The organism is Pseudomonas sp. BN417 (assembly GCF_029871205.1).
In the GTDB taxonomy this organism is placed as follows: domain Bacteria; phylum Pseudomonadota; class Gammaproteobacteria; order Pseudomonadales; family Pseudomonadaceae; genus Metapseudomonas.
Genome location: NZ_SSOJ01000088.1, coordinates 14255 through 30918, shown reverse-complemented (window position 1 = coordinate 30918; position 16664 = coordinate 14255). Strand labels below are relative to the sequence as shown.

Sequence of the window (16664 nt, the reverse complement as noted above, 5' to 3'; positions counted from 1 at the left end):
CCGCGCAAACCCGACTGGATCCGCGTGGAAATCGCAGCATCGCCCGAGGTGGCGCGGATCAAGCAACTGCTGCGCAAGCACAAGCTGCACAGCGTCTGCGAAGAGGCCTCCTGCCCGAACCTGGGCGAGTGCTTCTCCGGTGGCAGCGCGACCTTCATGATCATGGGCGACATCTGCACCCGCCGCTGTCCGTTCTGCGACGTCGGCCACGGCCGGCCGAAGCCGCTGGACCCGGTCGAGCCGAAAAACCTCGCAGTGGCCATTGCCGACCTGCGCCTCAAATACGTGGTGATCACCTCGGTGGATCGCGACGACCTGCGCGACGGCGGTGCCCAGCACTTCGTCGACTGCCTGCGGGAGATCCGCAAGCTGTCCCCGGGCATCCAGCTGGAAACCCTGGTGCCGGACTACCGCGGGCGCATGGACGTGGCCCTGGCCATCACCGAACAAGAGCCGCCGGATGTGTTCAACCACAACCTGGAAACCGTACCGCGCCTGTACAAGGCCGCACGTCCCGGCTCGGACTTCGAGTGGTCGCTGGACCTGCTGGCGAACTTCAAGCAGCGCGTGCCGCAGGTGCCGACCAAGTCCGGCCTGATGCTGGGCCTGGGCGAGACCGACGAGGAAGTGATCGAAGTCATGCAGCGCATGCGCGAGCACCAGATCGACATGCTCACCCTTGGCCAGTACCTGCAACCCTCGCGCAGCCACCTGCCGGTGCAGCGCTTCGTCCACCCCGACCGCTTCGCCTGGTTCGCCGAGCAGGGCGCCGCGATGGGCTTTTCGAACGTCGCCTCCGGCCCCCTGGTGCGCTCCTCCTACCACGCCGATCAGCAGGCCCACGGGCAGGCTGGCACCAAACTCCCACAGGAGTGACAGCATGGGCATCTTCGACTGGAAACACTGGCTGGTGATCCTTCTGGTGGCATTGCTTCTGTTTGGCGGCAAGCGCCTGCGCACTCTGGGCAGCGACCTCGGCGAGGCGATCAAGGGTTTTCGCAGAACAGTCGCGGAGCCCACGGATCGCCACTCGCCACCTGAAGAAGATCGGCCTTGAACGATGACCAGCACCGGCAACCGAGCCGGTCATGACGGATGCCAATCAACCGGGCCGCGGGACCTCAGTGCTCGACCACCAACCGCGCGTGCACATATTCCCTGAATTGCTCGGCCTGCAGTGGCGGGGAAAACAGGTGGCCCTGATAGGCCTGGCAGCCATGATTGACCAGGAAGGCGCGCTGAGCCTCGGTTTCCACGCCTTCGGCAATCACCGAAAGCCCCAGGATCTGGCTCAGGCTGATGATCGCGCAGGCGATGGCGGCATCGTTGGGATCGACCAGCACATCCCTGATGAAGGATTGGTCGATCTTGAGCTGATCCAGCGGCAGGCTCTTCAGATAGGACAGCGACGAGTAACCGGTGCCGAAATCATCCAGCGAAAGACCTATGCCGATCTCTTTCAACTCGACCATCTTGGCGACGGTACCTTCCATATCCTCGATCAGCAGGCCTTCGGTCAGTTCCAGTTTCAACTTCTTCGGATCGGCACCCGTGCACCTCAGCACAGCCAGCACTTCCTCGACGAAGTCCGGGTGGTGGAACTGGCGGGCGCTGACGTTCACCGCCATTCCCAGCCGGGACGTTTCCGGATGCTTGGCCCAGACCACCAACTGAGCACAGGCGGTTTGCAGCGCCCAGCGGCCCAACGGCAGGATCAGCCCGGTTTCCTCTGCCAATGGAATGAACTCACTCGGATAGACGATTCCGCGTTCGTGATGCTGCCACCTCATCAGTGCCTCTGCACCTATGATGCGGCCCTCGCTATTCACCTGCGGCTGGTAATGAAGTAGCAGCTCCTTGCCCTGCAGGCCCTGGCGCAAGTCCGCTTCCAGCCTGGCGCGTGCCGTGGCGACAGCCTGCATCTCCGGATCGAAGAAACGCATGGTATTGCGGCCCGCCGCCTTGGCGCGATACATCGCTAGGTCAGCGCGCTTGATTATGTCGTCCACTGTATTCAGATGGCCCTGGAACAAGGCGATACCGAGGCTGGGGGTACTGTGGTGTTCATAACCATCCAGCTGGTAGGAAATGTTCAGCGCAATGAGGATCTTTTCGCCGATGGCCTTGGCCTGGATGGCTGCTTCCGGCGGGTTCTCGCTCAGGTTCTCCAGCAAGACCACGAATTCGTCGCCGCCCAGCCGGGCCACGGTGTCGCTCTCGCGTATGCAGCCGGAGAGGCGCAGGGCGACTTGCCGCAACAACATGTCGCCCCGGTCATGCCCCAGCGTATCGTTCAGTGCCTTGAAGTTATCCAGATCGATGAGGATTACCGCGCCCGTATGCAGGCTGCGGGTGCTGACCGCCAGCACGTGCTGCAAGCGGTCCAGCATGAGCCGACGGTTGGCCAGCCCGGTCAGTTGATCGTAGAAGGCCAGACGCTGGACTTCTTGCTCGGCGACCTTGCGGTGGGTGATGTCGGTATTGATCGAGAGGACGGACTGCGGTTGGCCATCGTCGTCGCGCACCAGGGTGCGGTGGCTTTCGAGCGTGATGGTGCTGCCATCCTTGCGTCTCAGCGTGACCTCACCCGCCCAATCACCCGTTTCGATCAGGCTATTGGTCGCCGCATCGAACGCGGCATGGCCCTGGTAGATCAACTCCTGTGCCGATTGGCCGAGTGCCTCTTCCTTCGACAGACCGTAAAGACGCTCAGCGCTCTTGTTCCAGTACAGGATGCGGTGGTCCATGCCGTGCACGACTATGGCGTCCTGGGCCTTGTCCAGCAACGATGCCTGCTGGCGGGCCTGCTTCTCGCTTTCGCGCAGCACCACCAGATACCCTTCCCTTTCGGCTGCTTGCGACTCCATTTCGCGCCTGATCTTGCCGCCATAGATAACGGCCGCACTGACCATCATCAGCACGAACAGCATGATCGCGTACTCGATCCGGCGCAGTTCCTCGACCGACGCCAGTTCCTCCTCCAGGAGCTTGCTCTGGATCTGGCCTACGCGTTCGCGCACAGTGCCAAGCGAGCCGAGCAACTTGGCAAACTTCCTGTCCATGGTCGCCATGCGCTTGCCGGCCGCGTCCGACTGACCCTCCCTGAAGTAGGAGAAAATCAGCATGGCTTCCTTCACCATTTCGACCATGTCAGCGTCGACTGCACTCACCTCATCCTGCAAGGCAAGACTGAAGGCTTGAATATCGGCGCTGTGCCCACCTTGATCGACAATCCTGGCTTGCAGTTGCTCCCTGGTCATTGCCAGATGTTCGTTGAACTTGCGCAAGGCGTTATTCATGTTCCGCGATTCGGCTTCGACATCATGGGTATCGAAGACGTTGTTGCCCGGCGCGTTGACTTCGGTTGCCAGATTGCCCAGCGTCGAATAGCTCGCCAACTGCTTGACCCACGACTGGTTGGCCTTGATGGAGCGGTGGTAGGTGTCGACGATCATGTGATTCAGCAACACGCTCAGCACAACGACTAATACGTCGAACCCCGCAAGAAAGAAGTACATGCGGTGCCATCTGGCCGGACGGAGTTTATTTGGGCTGTTTGCGTTTGGCTGTTTGGCGGCGCTTTTATTTTTGAAGTAATCCATTTCACGATCTCCAAACCCAATCCTTCCAAACGGATCAATAAAAGCGATGCTCCCAAACCAACCAACCTATTCCGCCGACACCTGAACCTGATGACTGACCGCGCGCAGCACTGGCCACCCTCTTTCGCTGTTGTGGAATCATATTGATTTTCGTTAGCGCGACTCTCCTGCTGTCTCCTGGCATTCCATTCTGGAACTGAACGCCGCAATCGCTGCCGGCAGACGTTCTGCTTCTTTCTTGTTCCTGGGCACCGCCCAGCGCCTCCGGCGAATGTGCAAAGCCTCATATCCCCGCGATTTCGCATTCCCTGCCGCACTGGGGCGAAGGTCGATCGGATCCGCAGGTAATCCCCACATATCTAGCCCAATCCTTGTACCTGGCAGGTGCCGGGCATGCTCCATTTCCTCCCGCCTGTCGTGGCGGATCCATGCCCCTGGGCCGGGAACTTCACGCAAAACGGTCAGGTGAAATGGGCGTTGCAGGCCATTTCCACATAGTTCCCCTCACCGCCCGATCGACCAAGGCAGCAAACCAAGCATAGCCACGAATTCGCCATTAATCCGTTCACTGACTGCGACTGACGGTTCGCTTTCTCCGGAGGAAATCGATCAGGAAGCCGGTGCCCAGGCGTGCTGGCGGGACAGGACGGACGCGGCGTTTTCGCCCACCAGCCTGGCTTGGACGCCCGGGGCGGTTGCACCTTCCGTGCTAATGATCAGGATTCGTGATCGAGCGTCGATACCGACGTCAGCGGCCAGTCCTGGCGAAGCGACTATCGGTATCAACCCGGCGTGCCCGGCCACCGCCGACTCGCCGGCGACGAGCGGAATGTCGCGCGCGCTGCCGGCAGTAAACGGAGCTGACGCGGGCGCTCTTCTTCGAGAACAACAACGTCAAGCACTTCAAGACGCTGGCCTCGATGAGCAATGTGAAGAGGGGCTTCAAGTGCCTTCGGATGGCTTGGGCCAGTAGCGCGTAGGGCAACTGCCCGCTATCCGGCTGCCCGGTATCGATGCCCTCATGCCTGAGGCTTGAGTGTCGCAGTCAGTCGAGCGGATCACTGCCGGAACCCTCCTTAGCCGACCGCGGCAGATCGCTCTTGCGGCCAAGCGGCGTCTGTTGGAAACAGATGCCACTTTCGCCCCGCCGGTTCTCACTGGCGGCGTTGGCGTGTACCGCAATACCGGCCAACGCGAAGGCGATGGAGGTCAGGAAGCTCTTCAGGTTCTTCATCGAAATCATTCCGGTCAGGTTCATCAGGAACGACCGCCACCCTCATGCCTGCGCCGTGAAGGCCGCCAGCGGCGATCGGGGACAGTGTCGAGGGCCCAGGTACTGCTTCCGTGTCACCAGGTCGCTGTTTTGCATGCTTTTGTAAGCTGCGGCGTTGAGATACAGGAGGGTACAGATCCACTGGTGAGCAGTAGAAAGGGGCGGCTCTTGCCGCCCCTTTCCCTCAGGGACATGCACCCTCAGAACGGCACGGTCAGCTTCAACCAGTAGGCATCCCCTTCCGCGCGGTTGCGCACCTGGGTTTCCTGCTCCCACTTGGCGGTGAGGAACCAGCCCTCCTTGTTGCTGTACATGATCGACGGGCCGATGGAAAAGGCACGGCCCTTGTTGTCGTCGATACGCTCACCGTCCTGGCGGTCGTCCGTGGTCTGCCGGTAGTAGTAGCCGCCCACACCCAGCACCCAGCCATTGCCCAGGCCCCAGCCCACGGCGTAGTCGAAGTGGAATTCCTGGCCGGAGCGATAATCGGTGGCGGGGTTCTCCCGATTGAAGTCGTACATCAGCTTGACGCTGGCGTTGAGCCCGGCGGGGTCGACGTGGGAGATCGCCAGTACCGGCTCCACCGTCCAGTAGTTGCGGCCGATATTGGCCAGGTCGCCGCGGTCGTACTCGCCCGAAGGTGCGATGAAATCCAGGGCGAAGATGCTGTGCAGCTTGTCGCTGTGATGAAAGCCCAGGGCCGGGCCGAAGATGATGTCGCCCAGGCCCTTCTTGTGATGGGACCGGCCGTTCAGGTCCACTTTCAGGTCGACGAAGGGCACCAGGGCAGCGAAGGCCAGGCTGCCGCCGAACACCTGTTGCTCGGTGACCCAGATCAGGCGTGGCGCGATGACGTTGGCACGCACGCGGAAGTCCACCGGCAGGCTGCGGCCGTCATTGCCGCGCAGGGTGTCGGCCTCGTAGTGGGTGGAAAACACCTGGCCGTAGAGGCCGGGCGGCGGCATGGCGCCGGACATGTAGTTCTCGGCGCCCATCGGGTAGGTGGAACCGCCGCCTTCGGTGGCGTGGGCAACATGACCGAGGGTGGCGAGGATGCAGCAGGAAAGGACACGCAGTTTGGTGCTCATCGGCATTACCTTCTTGTTCTTATGGGCGTAAGCCGCCGCCCGCGCCGAACGGCGCGGAGCAGCGGATAAAGCGGGGGCAGATGCGCTTGAGCTCAGACTCGCTTGAGCTCAGATTCGTTTGAACAGGGCCGAGCGGGTGCTCTCGCCGGCGCCATCGGCGGCGGTGAGGAAGCGCTCCATGAAGATATCGCGCTCGAACAGCCGCCCCTGCATCAGGGTGGTGATGGCGGCGTCGATCATCGGCGGTGGCCCGCAGAGGTACGCCTTGTTGCCGGCGAAGCGGCCGTCGAAGTACTTCTTCGCCGCGTCATGCACGTAGCCCCGGAACCCGCTCCACTCGCTGTCCTCGGCGGCCTGGCTGAGGGACGGCACGTAGGTGAAGTTCTCATGCTCCGTAGCCAGGCGCTCGAACAGCTCGCGGTTGTAGAGTTCGGCACGGGTGCGCGCACCCTGGAACAGCACCATCCGCCGCGTATCCCCCTGCGCCAGCAGGTCGAGGATCATCGACTGCGGGCTGGACAGCCCCGAGCCGCCGGCGATGAAGATCAGGTCGCCGGCCTGCGAGCCGCGCACGAAGAACTGTCCGTAAGGACCGGACAGTTCCAGCGCATCGCCGACCTTCAGCTCACCATGGATATGCCCGGTGGCCTTTCCGCCTTCCACCAGGCGAACGTGCAGCTCCACCTCGTCAGCGCGGCTCGGCGGGTTGGCCAGGGAAAAGGCACGCGTGCCTTCGATACCGGGAATCTGCAGGTTGATGTACTGCCCGGCCTGGAATTCCATGGGCCGGTCCAGCTTCAGGCGCACACCCTTGATGGTGGGCGAGAGGTCGTCCAGGGCGGTCACCACCGCGCGGTAGTCCTGCACGCTGTGGCCAGCGAAGTCCGGGTCGACGTCGATGTCGGCCTCGATCACCAGGTCGCTCTGCGGGATCGCACAGCAAGCCAGCACCTTGCCCTCGTCACGTTCCATGTCCATCAGGGCGAAGGGCGAGGCGGCGCCGACGTCCACCTCCCCTTCCAGAACCTGCAGCTTGCAAGTGGCGCAGGTGCCGTGGCCGCAGGCGAAGGGCAGCCAGACGCCCTGGCGCAGCGCCGCCTGGAGGATGGTCTGGCCCTCTTCGACTTCGATCTGTTCGCCAGTGGGTTCGATAGTGACCTGGTAGCTCATGGCGACCTCCTCAGTTGAAGCTGCCGTGGAGGCCATCCAGGCCGGGGGTGGAAAGGTGCAGCAGGCTCTTGTGACCGATGCCATTGGCAACGAGGCCCAGCTGCGGATTGGGCTGGAAGTCGGCGTCATCAAGGCGCCAGTGGGCCGTGCCGAAGTCCACCCGGGCCGCGTCCGGGTGCGGGGCGATGGCGGGCTTGACCACGTTCTCGATGAAGTCGGCGAACGGCATGTCCGGCGGCAGCGGCAAGGTGAAGGGGGCACAGAACATCAGGTGGCGTTCCCAGCAGAGGTACACCAGCTGCAGGCCGTTGAAGTTTTCCTGGCGGTCCAGGGATTGCGCCGCATAGGCGCCGATGGCAGTCACGGGCATGACGCTGTCCTTCTTGTAATGGGGTGAAAGGCGGGCACGCAGTGCCCGCCGCAAGGGGTCAGCCGACCTTGGCCAGGTCGCCTTCGGCAGGCTTTTCGCCCTGCCATTCGCGCCAGCGCCGGTCCTCGGGCGATCCCTGGTAGTCGAAGTTGTCTTCGCCCAAGGCGATGTTGTAGTAGTCGCGCACCACCGCCTCGACATCGCCGCCACCGCAGTTGCCCTGGAGTATCTGGTGCACCGGCAGCCAGGCCTGGACGTACTTCTCCGGCTCGAACTTGAAGATGTCGCAGCAGCCGTCGGAGCAGAAATGGAAGCGCTCGCCGCCATGCTCCACGCTGCGGTGGCTCAGGGTGGTGTCCGCGTCCGGCTCGGTGAAGCCCAGCGGAATCTGGCAGACCTGGCAGAGCATCGGCAGGGTCGGGTTGTAGAAGCGCTCGCCACGGGCCTGCATCTCGCGCCAGTGCTCGTAGCGCGGGCGGTAGATGCGGTCGAAGGTGTCCGGGTACTTGGCCGAGAGCCAGTCCAGCTCTTCGTCTGTGGGGATCCAGGTATGGAAGTTGGTGGCCTGGCTGTACTGGTAGAAGATCGACCAGGCCTGGTGGCTGATGTGTTCCTTGCCGATGGTGGTCTGCTCGACGTACTTCGGCGGACGGATGCCGTAGCGTTCCAGGTCCTTGAACAGCGCGCCGCCGGCCTGCTCGTAATACACCTCCCAGGCCTCGGCCCAGGACATGACTTTGTTCGGCAGCATGTAGTCCATCATCATTCCCACCAGCGTCAGCAGGCGGTAGCCGCGCCAGAACCACTTGTCGATCCAGCGCTGGATGATCGGCACGTTGTCCTCGTGCTGCTCCAGCAGGAACTTGATAACCTCCAGCCCGAGCGTCATGTGCCGGGCCTCGTCGGACTGCGCCGAGAAGCCGAAGGTGACGGTGGCCATGTCGCCGTTGTAGGCGGCACCGGACATGAAGGGCACGAAGAGGAGGTTGGTCAGCACGTACTCGAAGCTGAAGGAGATCGCCGTGAGGAACTCGAACGGCCCGGCGGTGCGTGCGTCCTCGAAGAAGGACTTGGGCACCGAGAGGAACCACACCCGGTCGTGCATGTGGGCGAAGTCATGCAGGCCGTTGAAGTGCTTGTTGTAGTGGCTCATGGCGTGGATCTGGGTCTGCACGTGGCGCAGTTCGTCGATCGCCTGCATCTGGCAGGCGACCCGCGCCCCGGCACCGCCGAAGTGCCGGCCGACGCGGGCGAACCCTTGATAGGCCTGGTACTCCAGCGGTGTCACGCCGCTGAGGAAGAGCTTCAATGCGTTGACGTAGCGCGCGTCGGACAGGTTGGTATGGCCGTTGTTCTGCGAGAACGCATCGAAGATGGCGTAGAGCTTCTTCTCCTTCTCGGCCTGGTACTTCCAGTAGGCGTCCATGGTCAGGCGGAAGGGGTCTTCCCACTTGTCCCAGTCGGTGATCTTGATCCCCTCGAAGCGCTCGTAGGGATAGATGTCCTCCTTGCTCTGGTAGCTCGGCTCCCAGGCCAGGTCGCGGGTAAGGCAGCGGTACTTGTCTTTCTGGTTCAGGCGTTTGGCGGCCATCTCGGCTCTCCCGATTCTTGTTGTAGGGCGCGGGTCAGTTCCAGTGCAGGGCGAAGCGGTCTTCGTCCTCTTCGACGTTGCCGCCGAGGGTGATGACGTCGATGAGCATTTCCTGCACGTCCCACTCGCGGCCGAGCTTTTCCTCCACCGTTGCGCGGTTGATCTCCAGGCGCCCTTCGGCCTGGATGCGGATCATGGCCGGCTGATGCTGGATCTCGGCGTGGGGGTTGTCCTGGACGATGGCTTCCACGATGTAACGCGCGTTGTCGTTGTCCTGGAAGGCGATGTAGACGAGGGAAGTCATTGCGCGGCTCCTGCAAGGCCGAGTTTCTTCAGGCGGGCGGCAAACTCTCCGGCCACGGTGTCGAGGGCACTTGCGTCCAGGACGATTTCCGCCAGGGGCGCCAGGGCCTCCAGGGCGCGGGCCTGCCAGTTGGCGACCCAGCCTTCGACGAGCTGGCGGTTCTCAGCGCTCTCGCCGATCACGGTCTTGACCAGGGCATCGACCCAGCGCTGGGTCTCGGCATACCAGAGGCGCATGAACTCGGTGAGCATCCCCACCTGGCCGGCGCCTCGGGCACAGAGCTGCTCGTCGAACTTGTGGAACACCAACGGATAGAGCAGGCCATCGCTGACCAGGTTCTGCGCCAGGGTCAGCTCGAACCAGTCGCGCACCACCAGGCTGTCTTCCACGTAGCGGCGCAGGCCCTGCCAGGCCGGGTCTTCCAGCCACTGGCGCTTGGCCTCGGCGAGCAGGTCGGTGCCGCCGTCGTCGAGCATCAGGCCGATGCGCGACAGGTACTGGGCGATCCCTAAGCGGTCCATGGCATGGAACATGTGCAGCTGGGTCAGGCTGGTGCCGAAGCCGTCGGCGGCGATGCCGCTGTTGTTCATGTTGGCGCCCAGTTCCGCGTGGCGCAGGGGCAGCAGCAGGCGGGCGATCTGCTCGCGGTTGCTGGCATCGAGTGTCGCCAGCAGATTGCGCTTCTCGCAGAAGGCGTAGTCGTGCTCGGCGTTCTCCTGCATCTTCGCGCGGGTCTGCACATAGGCGCCGTAGTAGAACTGGCGGGGGTCGCTGACGCTGTACCAGTCGGCCATGCGCACGGCGGTGCGGGTGGGGTCGTTGAGCAGCTTGTCCGGCTGCCACAGCGGGCGGTAGTGGAAGTTGGTGGCCGCCTCGATGTCGAAGCTGGCCTCCTGGTAGCGGCTGGCAGGCTTGTCGCCGAAACGCCGGCGAGTGTGGCTGAAGGTCTGGCGGATCGGCTCGGCCGTCGCCGTCTTGATCTCGATACTCATGCAGGGCGTCCTGTACTTGTTGTTGTGGGGAATCGACGCGTCGTGGCCGGGTTGTCAGTCGGCCTGACCACGGCTCTCGCCGTAGCGCCATTTCTCCATGTCGGCGTCAATGGCGTCGGCCATCTGCGCATCCATGCGTTGAACCCGATTCCGCTCGCAGAAGCTGGCGAAGGCGTCGCGCGGCAGGACCAGTTCGACGAAGAGGTCCGGATAGCCGATGGCGAAGTCGAACTCGACGAAGGCGGTATCGGGCTCGCTGCGGACCCGGACATAGCGCGGCAGTTGATCGAAGCTGGGCTGTGGCTGGCTCATGCAAGGCGACTCCAGGGGCGGGTTGCCAAGGTCAGAGCAATGGCTGTGCCAGGGCCTCTGAAGATCCATGAAAATCGATATAACTCATTGATTATTTTTAGTTTTTATTCAACTCAAGGATTGCGGGAAGCGAGCACGAACAGCCGAGTCCGGCGAGGAAATTCACCATTTGCTCAATCGCTCCAGCGCACCTTGATCAAATCGCCAATCGGCAACGGCGATTGACTTTTCCCCGGCTTTCAGGCCGCTTAGAAAAAAGAGCGCGGCCCGTCCTTGCGTATCCCGGCCACCCGGTCGAACCCGCGCAACCGTCTGCCTGAACGGTGGTTCGGCCCCCTCCCCGCACAAGAACAACCAGGGGTGCAATGCAATGAAAGTCGACTACAAGGCGTCGGAGCACAGCCCGACCCTGAAGGACCTGACGGATCAGGTCCGCTTCCTCGGCAACGAGGGCAAGATCTGGCTCGAAGAGCAGCGCATGCTCCTGCTCCAGTCCGCCGCCATGGGCTCCTTCCGCCGTGAGCTGATCGAAATGCTCGGCGTGGAACGGGCCAAAGGCCTGTTTCTGCGCCTGGGCTACCAGTCCGGCCTGAAGGACGCCGAGTTGGCGCGCAAGCTGCGTCCGGAGGCCGACTCGGTGGAGATGTTCCTCACCGGCCCGCAGCTGCATTCGCTCAAGGGCATGGTCAAGGTCAATCCGCTGGAGATGAACATCGATATCGAGAACGGCCAGTTCTATGCCGACCTCGAATGGCAGAACTCCTACGAGGTGGAAAACTGCCGGGCGGAGGGACTGCAACTCGACCAGCCGGTGTGCTGGACCCTGCTCGGCTACGCCATCAGCTACTCGTCGTTCTTCCTCGGTCGCCAGGTGCTCTACAAGGAAGTCAGCTGCCGCGGCTGCGGCGACGCGCGCTGCCGCATCATCGGCAAGCCGGTGGAGGAATGGGAGGACGCCGAGGAGTTCATGCGCTACTTCCAGAGCGACCCGATCATCGAAGAGCTCCAGGCCCTGCAGGTGCAGGTGGCCAATATGCGCCAGCGCCTGCAGCAGGACGCCGGACAGTACTACGGCATCGGCAAGGCGGCGCTCTACCGCAAGGCCTGCCACCTGATCGACAAGGTCGCGCCGGGCAAGGCTTCGGTGCTGCTGCTGGGTGAAACCGGGGTGGGCAAGGAAGTCATGGCGCGCAGCCTGCACTTGCGCAGCGAGCGTGCCGGCGGGCCCTTCGTGGCGCTGAACTGTGCGGCCATCCCGCCGGACCTGATCGAGGCCGAATTGTTCGGTGTCGAACGTGGCGCCTATACCGGGGCGCAGCAGTCGCGCATGGGCCGCTTCGAACGTGCCAACGGCGGCACCCTGTTCCTCGACGAAGTGGTGGAGCTGACACCCCGTGCCCAAGCCAGCCTGCTGCGGGTGCTGCAGGAGGAGGAGCTGGAACGGGTGGGCGATTCGCAGACCCGCAAGGTGGACGTGCGGGTGATAGCCGCCACCCACGAGGACCTGGCCAAGGCGGTGAAGGAAGGCCGCTTCCGCGCCGACCTCTACTACCGGCTGAACGTGTACCCGGTGTTCATCCCCTCGCTACGCGAGCGCAAGGAAGACATCCCGCTGCTGGCGGAACACTTCCTCTCGCGCCTGCACACGGCCTATGGCAAGACCACCCTGGGCCTCTCCGACAAGGCCCTGGAGGCCTGCATGCGCTACGACTGGCCGGGCAATATCCGCGAACTGGAGAACCTGATCGAGCGCGGCGTGATCATCACCGACGCCAACCAGAGCATCAGCGCCGATGCCCTCTTCCCGCACCTGTCCCATGAGGCCAACAGCATCGGCCTTTCCAGCGACGGCGCGCTGGTGGAAGCGGCGCCCAGCGTGGAGCCCGACTGGGTGGAGCGTCTGATCGAAAGTGGCGTCAGCCTGGACACGGTGGAAGAGGCATTGATGCAGGGGGCGATGAAACGTGCCCAGAACAACGTCTCGGAAGCCGCGCGCCTGCTCGGCATGACCCGCCCGGCCCTGGCCTACCGCCTGAAGAAAATGCCAGCCGAAGACTCCGCCCGCCATCGACATTGAGAGCCGCTACCGGCTTCCAGCCCGCAGTCCGTAGGATGGGTGGAGCGCAGCGATACCCATCGATCGCCCCTGATGGGTATGGCGTTACTCGCGGAACGCCGCCCGCCCCATTGACGAAGATTATCCGTGCAGGATTGGCAGTGCGTGCCCGGTGTGAGTCACCCCTCTCCCTTCAGAGAGAGGGAAGCCAAGCCACTGGGCTTCCCGCATGGCACTCCCCCCGCCATCCGCTAGAGTTCCAGCAGCCCCCTCGCTCACCTTGACACTCCATACGGAAGGAAGTGCGACCATGGCCACCCGATACTCGATCGTAGCTGGCGCCCTGTCCCGCCGGGCCCTGATCTTGAAAGGCGCGGCATTGGCAGCGCTCACGGTGTTTCGCCCGGTAATGGCGGCTTCCCAATCCGATGCGGCGCCTCCCTTGGCTGCTGACGCTATCCGCCCCTTCCGCGCCCATGTTCCGCAAGCTGCGCTCATCGACCTCCGCCGCCGCCTTGCGGCAACCCGCTGGCCGGATCGGGAAACCGTCACTGACCGCTCCCAGGGGGTGCAACTCGCCAAGCTTCAAGCGCTGGTGCGTTACTGGGAGACGGGCTACGACTGGCGAAAGGCAGAAGCGAAACTCAATGCCTCGCCCCAGTTCCTGACGAATATCGACGGCCTGGACATCCACTTCATCCACGTCCGCTCCCCTCATCCGAACGCAATGCCGCTCATCATGACCCACGGCTGGCCAGGGTCCGTCTTCGAGTTGCTGAAAGTCGTAGGTCCGCTGACCGATCCCACGGCCCACGGCGGGACCGCCGAGGACGCCTTCCATCTCGTACTGCCCTCCATTCCCGGCTTCGGCTTTTCGGACAAGCCCAAAAGCACCGGCTGGAACCCGGACCGCGTCGCCCGCGCCTGGGATACGCTCATGAAGCGCCTCGAATACACGCGCTACCTGTCACAGGGCGGCGACTGGGGGGCCATCATTTCCGACGCCATGGGACGCCAGGCTCCCGCTGGCCTGCTCGGCATCCACGTCAACAGGGTCGAACGCTCGACGACCATACCGCCTGAGGTTGCCAAGGCCTTGAAATGCGGTGATCCCCCGCCGACCAACCTCAGTGCGCAAGAGCGCGAGGTGTTTGAAGAGGCCCGAGCGTTCCTTGGCAAGGGCTTTGGATTCGCCTCGATCATGGGAACGCGTCCGCAAACCATCGGCTACAGCCTTGCCGACTCGCCGGCGGGACTGGCGGCCTGGTTCTACGACAAGTTCGGCGATTGGGTATTCACACGCGGCGAACCGGAGCGCGCCTTCACGCGAGACGAGATGCTCGACAACATCTCGCTGTACTGGCTGACGAACACCGGGACCTCAAGCGCACGGATCTACTGGGAGAACCTCGCCAGCAGCCCCAACATGGCCGGAATCTCGATTCCCACCGCAGTGACGATATTTCCCGGGGAGGTCTACAAACCGCCAGAGAGTTGGGCTGCCCGGGCCTACCAGAACCTGGTGTACTACAAGCGCGTGGACAAGGGCGGACATTTCGCGGCCTGGGAAGAGCCGGACCTGTTCAGCGCCGAGGTACGCGCCGCATTCCGCTCTATGCGCTGAGCGCACCACCTGCCCGAATTAGCGTTTCGTCGTCCAAAGCGGATGGCTGGCCATCAGCTCCGTACCCCACTCAGCAAAGGCCCGCACCCTTGCGGACAGATGCCGCGTGTGGGGATATACGAGGCTGATCGGCATGCTTCGCAGCTCCCAGCCTGGCAGCACCTCGATCAGCGCCCCCGTCGCGAGATGCGGACTGGCCTCCGCACGCGGAACCGAGACGATGCCAAGGCCCGCCAACCCGGCTGTGATGTAAGCGCTGCCATTGTTGAAGCGCATCGCCGGCAGTTGTTCGATCGTAAAGCTGTCATCGCCTCGATGAAGTACCGGGGTCAGCTGCTTGCCTGAGGCGGGAAATGTGAAACCGAGATAACGGTGGTGCAGCAAGTCGTCAGGCTTCTGAATTGGCGTCGAACCCAGCAGATAGCCGGGCGACGCGCATAGGCAAAAGCGCATCAGCCCCACCGGACGACACACCAGATCCTGGTCAGTGACCACACCGCCTCGAAAGGCACAGTCGATACCTTCCTGCACGAGGTCGACCACGCGCTCGCTACAACCGATATCCAGTTGAATCTGTGGATGTCGCGCCGTGAACTCCGGTAGCGCCGGAATGACGAGGCAGGTAGCAACCCCCGTAGGCATCTCAACTCTCACCCGGCCACGTGCCACGCTGCGGCTCTGTGCAACTGAAGCCTCCAGCTCGTCGAGATCATCCAGTACCGAACGGGCGCGTTCGTAGTAAGCGGCGCCATCGGTGGTCGGCGAAACCCTCCTGGTGGTCCTGTGCAACAGCTTCACGCCCAGCAGCGACTCAAGTCCCTGAACCTGCCCGGAAATTGTTGTCTTCGCCACCTTCAGCGCCTCAGCGGCGCCGGTGAAGCTTCCCACTTCAACGATGCGACAGAACGCGCGCATCGCCTCTAATCGATCGAAAGCCATGATTATCCGAGTTTCCGCCCAATGAAAACGGTTGACGCCAGTTTATCCGAGAGTCACCCCTCAATAAAGTTGCTCCAACGCCGAAGTCCCTCGGTCAGATGGAGAACGAAAATGAGCTCGAAACGCCTCAACTACTACCAGGCCGCCCCTCAAGCCATGAAAGCCATGCTTGGCCTCGAGAAAGCCGCTTCCGAATCTGTGCTCCCCTCTTCCTTGCGTGAACTGGTGCGAATCCGCGCCTCGCAGATCAACGGCTGCGCGTACTGCATCGACATGCACACCACGGACGCGACAAAGGCCGGCGAAAGCCTGCGCCGTCTGATGGCCGTGAGTGTATGGAAGGAAACGCCTTTCTTCGACGAGCGTGAACGCGCCGCCCTGTTGTGGACCGAGACGCTGACGCTGGTCGCAACCAATCACGCGCCAGATGAGATCTACGAAGAAGTGGCAGCCCATTTCAGTGATCAGGAGTTGGCTGAACTGACCTTCGTCATCGCCGCAATCAATGCCTGGAACCGTTTTGGCGTTGGTTTTGGCATGCAGCCGGAGTGAGCACCATGAATCTGTTCGCCAAGACCATCGGTATTGCAGTCGCAGCATTGCTCAGTTCAGTTGCCCTGGCTCACGGAGGCGGTGCCGGAGACGAAATCGTCACTCCGGTCGCGCAGACCACGCTGCCGCCCCAGATATTCAAGAGCGCCACCGCACTCCGCGTCGATTTCGCCCCGGGTGCCACTTCGACAGCGCATCGACACCCGGGACACGTGTTCGTCGTGGTGCTGGGCGGAGAAGTTGAATCAGCACTCGACGGCCAGCCGCCGCAGCGCTTCAAGGCCGGCGAAGCCTGGTACGAGAGCCCGGGGCAATTGCACCGTGTGACCCGCAATGCGAGCGACTCCGAGCCGGCTTCACTGGTCGCCTGGCTACTGTCCGACGGTAAAGAGGCGCTGGTCCAGCCAGTCGCGTTGAAGAAGTAAAGACAACGCTGCGCCCAAAGTGTGGGCGCAGTTTCAAGTCGCGCACCACACCCACAAGTCAATCGAACTTCATTCGAGAGTGGCAAATACCCAAAAAGGATTGCCACGCGAACAACATGCACCCGGAGATTGCCATGAAGACGCTAAAAATTATGTTCCTCTGTGCAGTAGTTGGAATTGCAGCACCTGTTTTTGCAGAGGGCGGCAGCGATCGGCTGATTGAGCGGATCGACTCTCGCCACGCCAGCACCGTTAGCAATTGAGCAACTCGCGGCTCACGCGCCGTGGAGACTCTCAAGCGCCCCGTAGAACTCCATCGCCACGGACGGCGCCCAAACTTCAACATAACTTCGTCAGGCATCCTTG

At 62.7% G+C, this 16664-nt stretch carries 17 protein-coding genes; 7 read left to right on the top strand and 10 right to left on the bottom strand.

The features are described 5' to 3' along the window. Together lipA and tatA are read left to right on the top strand one after the other, a co-directional pair. The coding region (lipA, locus tag E8F11_RS10765; RefSeq protein ID WP_280288829.1) for a lipoyl synthase at positions 1 to 876 on the top strand (876 nt) is incomplete at its 5' end. 4 nt (positions 877 to 880) lie between these two features. Further along, positions 881 to 1057: a twin-arginine translocase TatA/TatE family subunit gene (gene tatA, locus E8F11_RS10760; protein ID WP_280288828.1), complete on the top strand. Its 177-nt coding sequence runs from the start codon at positions 881 to 883 to the stop codon at positions 1055 to 1057. A 64-nt stretch (positions 1058 to 1121) separates the two neighbouring features. On the opposite strand, the gene E8F11_RS10755 is transcribed toward tatA, so the two are convergent. From E8F11_RS10755 to E8F11_RS10710, 9 genes are all read right to left on the bottom strand, one after another. Then, positions 1122 to 3602 (bottom strand): EAL domain-containing protein, encoded by a 2481-nt coding sequence (locus E8F11_RS10755; protein WP_280288827.1) that lies wholly within the window; start codon positions 3600 to 3602, stop codon positions 1122 to 1124. Positions 3603 to 4647: 1045 nt separating this feature from the next. Beyond that, on the bottom strand, positions 4648 to 4860 hold the full coding sequence (locus tag E8F11_RS10745) for a hypothetical protein (RefSeq protein ID WP_280288826.1): 213 nt from the start codon (positions 4858 to 4860) through the stop codon (positions 4648 to 4650). A 215-nt stretch (positions 4861 to 5075) separates the two neighbouring features. Beyond that, positions 5076 to 5963 carry a transporter gene (locus E8F11_RS10740; protein ID WP_280288825.1) on the bottom strand — a complete coding sequence of 296 codons (888 nt, stop codon included), beginning with the start codon at positions 5961 to 5963 and terminating at the stop codon, positions 5076 to 5078. Between the two features lie 108 nt (positions 5964 to 6071). Continuing rightward, the gene (locus tag E8F11_RS10735; protein ID WP_280288824.1) at positions 6072 to 7133 is read right to left on the bottom strand and encodes a phenol 2-monooxygenase domain-containing protein; all 1062 of its coding nucleotides are present in this window, start codon (positions 7131 to 7133) and stop codon (positions 6072 to 6074) included. A gap of 10 nt (positions 7134 to 7143) precedes the next feature. Then, entirely contained in the window at positions 7144 to 7503 is a 360-nt protein-coding gene (locus E8F11_RS10730) for a phenol hydroxylase subunit P4 (protein WP_280288823.1), read from the bottom strand. A 58-nt stretch (positions 7504 to 7561) separates the two neighbouring features. Then, positions 7562 to 9094, bottom strand: coding sequence for an aromatic/alkene/methane monooxygenase hydroxylase/oxygenase subunit alpha (locus E8F11_RS10725; RefSeq protein ID WP_280288822.1), 1533 nt, complete (start codon positions 9092 to 9094; stop codon positions 7562 to 7564). Between the two features lie 34 nt (positions 9095 to 9128). Continuing rightward, the gene (locus E8F11_RS10720; protein WP_280288821.1) at positions 9129 to 9398 is read right to left on the bottom strand and encodes an MmoB/DmpM family protein; all 270 of its coding nucleotides are present in this window, start codon (positions 9396 to 9398) and stop codon (positions 9129 to 9131) included. Then, entirely contained in the window at positions 9395 to 10390 is a 996-nt protein-coding gene (locus tag E8F11_RS10715; RefSeq protein ID WP_280288820.1) for an aromatic/alkene monooxygenase hydroxylase subunit beta, read from the bottom strand. The genes E8F11_RS10720 and E8F11_RS10715 overlap by 4 nt, the downstream gene beginning before the upstream one ends. A 54-nt stretch (positions 10391 to 10444) precedes the next feature. Then, positions 10445 to 10702, bottom strand: coding sequence for a phenol hydroxylase subunit (locus E8F11_RS10710; RefSeq protein ID WP_280288819.1), 258 nt, complete (start codon positions 10700 to 10702; stop codon positions 10445 to 10447). Positions 10703 to 11072: 370 nt separating this feature from the next. On the opposite strand from E8F11_RS10710, the gene E8F11_RS10705 reads away from it, so the two are divergent. Further along, positions 11073 to 12779, top strand: coding sequence for a sigma-54-dependent Fis family transcriptional regulator (locus E8F11_RS10705; protein ID WP_280288818.1), 1707 nt, complete (start codon positions 11073 to 11075; stop codon positions 12777 to 12779). 388 nt (positions 12780 to 13167) lie between these two features. Further along, positions 13168 to 14382 carry an epoxide hydrolase gene (locus tag E8F11_RS10700; protein ID WP_280288830.1) on the top strand — a complete coding sequence of 405 codons (1215 nt, stop codon included), beginning with the start codon at positions 13168 to 13170 and terminating at the stop codon, positions 14380 to 14382. Between the two features lie 18 nt (positions 14383 to 14400). Here E8F11_RS10700 and E8F11_RS10695 read toward each other — a convergent pair whose 3' ends face one another. After that, positions 14401 to 15321 carry a LysR family transcriptional regulator gene (locus E8F11_RS10695; RefSeq protein WP_280288817.1) on the bottom strand — a complete coding sequence of 307 codons (921 nt, stop codon included), beginning with the start codon at positions 15319 to 15321 and terminating at the stop codon, positions 14401 to 14403. A gap of 111 nt (positions 15322 to 15432) precedes the next feature. Between E8F11_RS10695 and E8F11_RS10690 the strand changes: the two genes are divergently transcribed. From E8F11_RS10690 to E8F11_RS10680, 3 genes are all read left to right on the top strand, one after another. After that, positions 15433 to 15873 carry a carboxymuconolactone decarboxylase family protein gene (locus tag E8F11_RS10690; protein ID WP_280288816.1) on the top strand — a complete coding sequence of 147 codons (441 nt, stop codon included), beginning with the start codon at positions 15433 to 15435 and terminating at the stop codon, positions 15871 to 15873. 5 nt (positions 15874 to 15878) lie between these two features. Further along, positions 15879 to 16298 (top strand): cupin domain-containing protein, encoded by a 420-nt coding sequence (locus tag E8F11_RS10685; protein WP_280288815.1) that lies wholly within the window; start codon positions 15879 to 15881, stop codon positions 16296 to 16298. Positions 16299 to 16432: 134 nt separating this feature from the next. Beyond that, positions 16433 to 16561, top strand: coding sequence for a co-regulatory protein PtrA N-terminal domain-containing protein (locus E8F11_RS10680; protein ID WP_280288814.1), 129 nt, complete (start codon positions 16433 to 16435; stop codon positions 16559 to 16561). Positions 16562 to 16664 lie beyond the last annotated feature (103 nt).

Bases quoted from the DNA above. Each gene is read 5' to 3' on its own strand.
- tatA (WP_280288828.1), top strand. From the start codon at position 881: ATGGGCATCTTCGACTGGAAACACTGGCTGGTGATCCTTCTGGTGGCA.
- E8F11_RS10715 (WP_280288820.1), bottom strand. From the start codon at position 10,390: ATGAGTATCGAGATCAAGACGGCGACGGCCGAGCCGATCCGCCAGACC.
- E8F11_RS10710 (WP_280288819.1), bottom strand. From the start codon at position 10,702: ATGAGCCAGCCACAGCCCAGCTTCGATCAACTGCCGCGCTATGTCCGG.
- E8F11_RS10755 (WP_280288827.1), bottom strand. From the start codon at position 3,602: ATGGATTACTTCAAAAATAAAAGCGCCGCCAAACAGCCAAACGCAAAC.
- E8F11_RS10740 (WP_280288825.1), bottom strand. From the start codon at position 5,963: ATGAGCACCAAACTGCGTGTCCTTTCCTGCTGCATCCTCGCCACCCTC.
- E8F11_RS10735 (WP_280288824.1), bottom strand. From the start codon at position 7,133: ATGAGCTACCAGGTCACTATCGAACCCACTGGCGAACAGATCGAAGTC.
- E8F11_RS10730 (WP_280288823.1), bottom strand. From the start codon at position 7,503: ATGCCCGTGACTGCCATCGGCGCCTATGCGGCGCAATCCCTGGACCGC.
- E8F11_RS10745 (WP_280288826.1), bottom strand. From the start codon at position 4,860: ATGAACCTGACCGGAATGATTTCGATGAAGAACCTGAAGAGCTTCCTG.
- E8F11_RS10700 (WP_280288830.1), top strand. From the start codon at position 13,168: ATGGCGGCTTCCCAATCCGATGCGGCGCCTCCCTTGGCTGCTGACGCT.
- E8F11_RS10725 (WP_280288822.1), bottom strand. From the start codon at position 9,094: ATGGCCGCCAAACGCCTGAACCAGAAAGACAAGTACCGCTGCCTTACC.
- E8F11_RS10720 (WP_280288821.1), bottom strand. From the start codon at position 9,398: ATGACTTCCCTCGTCTACATCGCCTTCCAGGACAACGACAACGCGCGT.
- E8F11_RS10695 (WP_280288817.1), bottom strand. From the start codon at position 15,321: ATGGCTTTCGATCGATTAGAGGCGATGCGCGCGTTCTGTCGCATCGTT.
- E8F11_RS10685 (WP_280288815.1), top strand. From the start codon at position 15,879: ATGAATCTGTTCGCCAAGACCATCGGTATTGCAGTCGCAGCATTGCTC.
- E8F11_RS10680 (WP_280288814.1), top strand. From the start codon at position 16,433: ATGAAGACGCTAAAAATTATGTTCCTCTGTGCAGTAGTTGGAATTGCA.
- E8F11_RS10705 (WP_280288818.1), top strand. From the start codon at position 11,073: ATGAAAGTCGACTACAAGGCGTCGGAGCACAGCCCGACCCTGAAGGAC.
- E8F11_RS10690 (WP_280288816.1), top strand. From the start codon at position 15,433: ATGAGCTCGAAACGCCTCAACTACTACCAGGCCGCCCCTCAAGCCATG.